The organism is Polaribacter sp., from assembly GCF_965656025.1.
Classification (GTDB): domain Bacteria; phylum Bacteroidota; class Bacteroidia; order Flavobacteriales; family Flavobacteriaceae; genus Polaribacter.
On the sequence record NZ_CBFHJT010000063.1, the window covers coordinates 15,951 to 19,641 of the forward strand.

6 protein-coding genes are annotated in these 3,691 nt (G+C 30.4%); 1 reads left to right on the forward strand and 5 read right to left on the reverse strand.

What is annotated here, in order from left to right:
- From ACTG3S_RS11445 to pdxA, 4 genes are all read right to left on the reverse strand, one after another.
- Positions 1–645: beta-ketoacyl-ACP synthase 3 (locus ACTG3S_RS11445; protein WP_439129484.1), on the reverse strand; the 645-nt coding region annotated here is incomplete at its 3' end.
- Between the two features lie 151 nt (positions 646–796).
- Positions 797–991 (reverse strand): 50S ribosomal protein L32, encoded by a 195-nt coding sequence (gene rpmF, locus ACTG3S_RS11450; RefSeq protein WP_298945797.1) that lies wholly within the window; start codon positions 989–991, stop codon positions 797–799.
- Between the two features lies 1 nt (position 992).
- Positions 993–1,529, reverse strand: a complete 537-nt coding sequence (locus ACTG3S_RS11455; protein WP_439129485.1) for a YceD family protein — start codon at positions 1,527–1,529, stop codon at positions 993–995.
- 84 nt (positions 1,530–1,613) lie between these two features.
- A complete protein-coding gene (pdxA, locus tag ACTG3S_RS11460; RefSeq protein ID WP_439129486.1) occupies positions 1,614–2,651 on the reverse strand; it encodes a 4-hydroxythreonine-4-phosphate dehydrogenase PdxA in 1,038 nt (345 codons plus the stop codon).
- Positions 2,652–2,707: 56 nt separating this feature from the next.
- Between pdxA and ACTG3S_RS11465 the strand changes: the two genes are divergently transcribed.
- A complete protein-coding gene (locus ACTG3S_RS11465; RefSeq protein ID WP_439129487.1) occupies positions 2,708–3,295 on the forward strand; it encodes a riboflavin synthase in 588 nt (195 codons plus the stop codon).
- Positions 3,296–3,297: 2 nt separating this feature from the next.
- Here ACTG3S_RS11465 and ACTG3S_RS11470 read toward each other — a convergent pair whose 3' ends face one another.
- Positions 3,298–3,552: a PID-CTERM protein-sorting domain-containing protein gene (locus ACTG3S_RS11470; protein WP_439129488.1), complete on the reverse strand. Its 255-nt coding sequence runs from the start codon at positions 3,550–3,552 to the stop codon at positions 3,298–3,300.
- Positions 3,553–3,691: the final 139 nt, after the last annotated feature.

Sequence of the window (3,691 nt, forward strand, 5' to 3'; positions counted from 1 at the left end):
GTGCTTTTTTTGTTTTACTGTTTCTAAAGTCGGTGGCATTATAGAACCTCCAGCTTCAATTCTTAAAAAATCTCTACCAATACCATCACTTCTTAAATACTCATCTTGCAGCCCTAAGTTTTCTGAATTGGCTTCAAATAAAACTGCACCTGCACCATCACCAAAAATAATACATGTTGCTCTATCTGAATAATCTATAATAGAAGACATTTTATCTGCACCAATTAACAGTACTTTTTTGTATCTACCAGATTCTATATAACTTGCTGCTGTAGACATACCGTATAAAAAACTAGAACATGCTGCTTGTAAATCGTAACCAAATGCATTTATTGCACCTATTTCTGTGGCAACATAGGCTGCTGTAGAGGCTACTGGTAAATCTGGTGTTGCTGTTGCAACAATAACTAAATCTATTTCTTTAGGGTCTAAATTAGATTTTTTTATTAAATCTTCTGAGGCTTTTATGGCCATGTATGAAGTGCCCAACCCTTCTCCTTTTAAAATTCTTCTTTCTTTAATTCCTGTTCTAGTAGTTATCCACTCATCGTTAGTATCTACATAGGTTTCTAACTCTTTATTTGTAAGTATATAGTCAGGAACATATTTCCCTACTGCTGAAATTGCTGCAGTGATTTTTGTCATAATAGTTATTTGTTTTCCAAATGTTAAGGAAGTTCAAAGTAATGAAATTTATTTCACTTTTTGTATTAAAATTTATCAAAAACGAATAAATTTCGCATAAAAACACAAAAAACCCTCAAAAATGAGGGTTTTTTTAAAAATTTACAAATTTTTAAGCTTCTGCAGATACAGCTTCTAATACTACTTGACCTCTGTAGTATAGTTTACCTTCGTGCCAATGAGCTCTGTGGTATAAATGTGCTTCACCAGTTGTTGGGTCTGTTGCAATTTGTTGCGCAGATGCTTTATAATGTGTTCTCCTTTTATCTCTTCTTGTTTTAGATATTTTTCTTTTAGGATGTGCCATTTTATGTCTTTTTTTCTGTTATTAAATTCTTTAATTTATCCCATCTTGGGTCTGTAGTTTCTACAGGTTTTTCTTTTTTTATTTCTAGTTCTTTTAACTTTTCTAGGGCTTCTGACTGCATTGTACCGTCTAATACTTTTGGATGCACTCTTTTGTTAGGAACCGCTAACACAATCATTTCATAAATAAATTGTGCTACATTAAATTGATACGCTTCATGTGGAAGTATTAATATTTCCTCATTATCATCATTATATTCTGGACCAAACTTAACAACTAATGGTAATTTTGCTGTTATTTCTTGGTTATATAACTCATTTGTAACATCGCAAGGTATTTCTACTGTACCTTCTGTGTTAAAAACAAGCTCGAATAATGTGCTTTTTTTTGTAAACTCTAAAGTTACTTTTATATCAGCACTTTCAAATTCATCAAAATTAAAAAACGTAAAGAACTTGTTACTAATTGCGTATTCAAATAAATGCTTTCCTTCCTTTAAACCTACAAACTGTATGTTAAATTGTTTCAAGTCTTTCATTATCAAACACCAATTGAGCGTGCAAAGATATAAAAAAATGTTTTTATACAATGTTTTCTTTTAAAAAAAGAAAATAATTTATTTTTACTTTACTAATAGTGGATTTTTAGTTAGTTCTTTATACTCTTTTCGGGTTTTAAAAACTTTAATTGCAGTAAATAAAGCTTCTTTAAAAGAGGATGGATTTGCTAGATTTTTCCCAGCAATATCATAACCTGTCCCATGATCTGGTGAAGTTCTAATTTTATTTAAACCTGCTGTAAAGTTTACACCATCACCAAAAGACAATGCTTTAAATGGTGCTAAACCTTGATCATGGTACGTTGCTAAAACACCATCAAACTGCTTATACGTTTCTGAACCAAAGAAACCATCTGCCGCATAAGGTCCAAAAACAAGCTTCCCTGTTTCTTTTATTTGATGTAAGGTCGGCTTTATTATTTCATCATCTTCTTTACCAATAACACCATTATCTCCACAGTGTGGATTTAAACCTAAAACAGCAATTCTGGGTTTATTGATGCCAAAATCTTCTTTTAAAGAGTTATACATGGTCTCTACTTTTTCTGCAATAAGCTCTGGTGTTATACTTTCTGCAATTTTAGCAATAGGTATGTGCCCAGTAATTAAACCAATTCGTAATTGGTCTGTCATTAAAATCATTAAGCTTTTACCTTCTAAACCTGCTTCTAAATACTCTGTATGTCCAGGAAAATTAAAGTTTTCTGATTGTATATTTTCCTTATTAATTGGTGCTGTTAACAAAACATCTATCGTATTTTCTTTTAAATGATTTAATGCACTTTCTAAGGATTTTGCTGCATATTTGCCAGATATTTCTGTTGGTTTACCCAACTCTATAGAAACCTCTTCTTTCCAAATATTTAATACATTAATTTTATTCTGGTTTAGTTGTTTTATAGAGGTAATTCCATGAACAGGTACCTCTAAGTTTAAAGCTTTTTTGTGGTAAGAAATTACTTTTGTTGCTCCAAATAGAACTGGTGTACAAAAATCTAACATTCTTTTATCTAAAAATGTTTTTAAAATAACCTCTACACCTATTCCGTTTAAATCTCCAATAGAAATTCCTACAATTATTTTATCTGTTTTGTCTGCCATAACTCTTGTAATATGCTTAAATTTGCAATACTACAAAAGTAACTAAATTTATAGAAATGTTTACGGGAATTATAGAAACACTTGGTAAGGTAACAAATGTTGTTAAAGAATTAGACAATTTGCACATCACCATAAAAAGTAACATAACAAACGAGTTAAAAGTAGACCAAAGTGTAGCACATAACGGTGTTTGTTTAACTGTAGTAGCTATTCATAATGATGAGTATACTGTTACAGCCATTAAAGAAACTTTAGATAAAACAAACATTGGTAACCTTAAAATATCTTCTATTGTAAATTTAGAACGCGCCATGAAGTTAGGTGATAGGTTAGACGGACATATAGTACAAGGCCACGTTGATGAAACTGGTACGTGTACTGATATTAAAAATGAGAACGGAAGCACTGTTTTTACCTTTAATTATAATTCTACAAACAACAATATTACTATCGAAAAAGGCTCTATAACTGTAAATGGAGTTAGCTTAACTGTAGTAAACTCGAAAGAAAACTCTTTTAGTGTAGCTATTATACCTTATACTTTAGAAAACACGTGCTTTAAAACACTTTCTAAAAACGATATCGTAAATTTAGAGTTTGATGTTATTGGTAAATACGTTAGTAGACTTACGAAGAAAGATTAAGATTACTTCTTAATTTTTTTGATACCATAAAATAATCCAGAAGCCAACAAGAACAATAAACCTCCATCTATAGGAAGACCAGGTGGTGGTGGTGGTGGAATCGGTGGTGGCACAATTTGCCCACTAATAGCACATACAAAAAATAACACTATAGAAAGTGTTATGTATATTTTTTTCTTCATTTTATATCCCCCCAGATTAAAATTTTGAAATATTATATCTAAAAATTGTCTGCAAATATATAATTTTTTTGACAATAATTTAGAATTTCCTACTGTAAATTTCCAAAAATAAGTTCTCTATTTAAGATGATTTAAAAGTATTGGTGTTTTTTTAAAACTAAAAAAGACTTTAGCAAAATACTAAAGTCTTTCTAAAATAAAGTGGTCCCACTTG

Coding starts and splice junctions, on each gene's coding strand:
- rpmF (WP_298945797.1), bottom strand. CDS start 991: ATGGCACATCCTAAAAGAAAAATATCTAAAACAAGAAGAGATAAAAGG.
- ACTG3S_RS11455 (WP_439129485.1), bottom strand. CDS start 1,529: ATGAAAGACTTGAAACAATTTAACATACAGTTTGTAGGTTTAAAGGAA.
- pdxA (WP_439129486.1), bottom strand. CDS start 2,651: ATGGCAGACAAAACAGATAAAATAATTGTAGGAATTTCTATTGGAGAT.
- ACTG3S_RS11465 (WP_439129487.1), top strand. CDS start 2,708: ATGTTTACGGGAATTATAGAAACACTTGGTAAGGTAACAAATGTTGTT.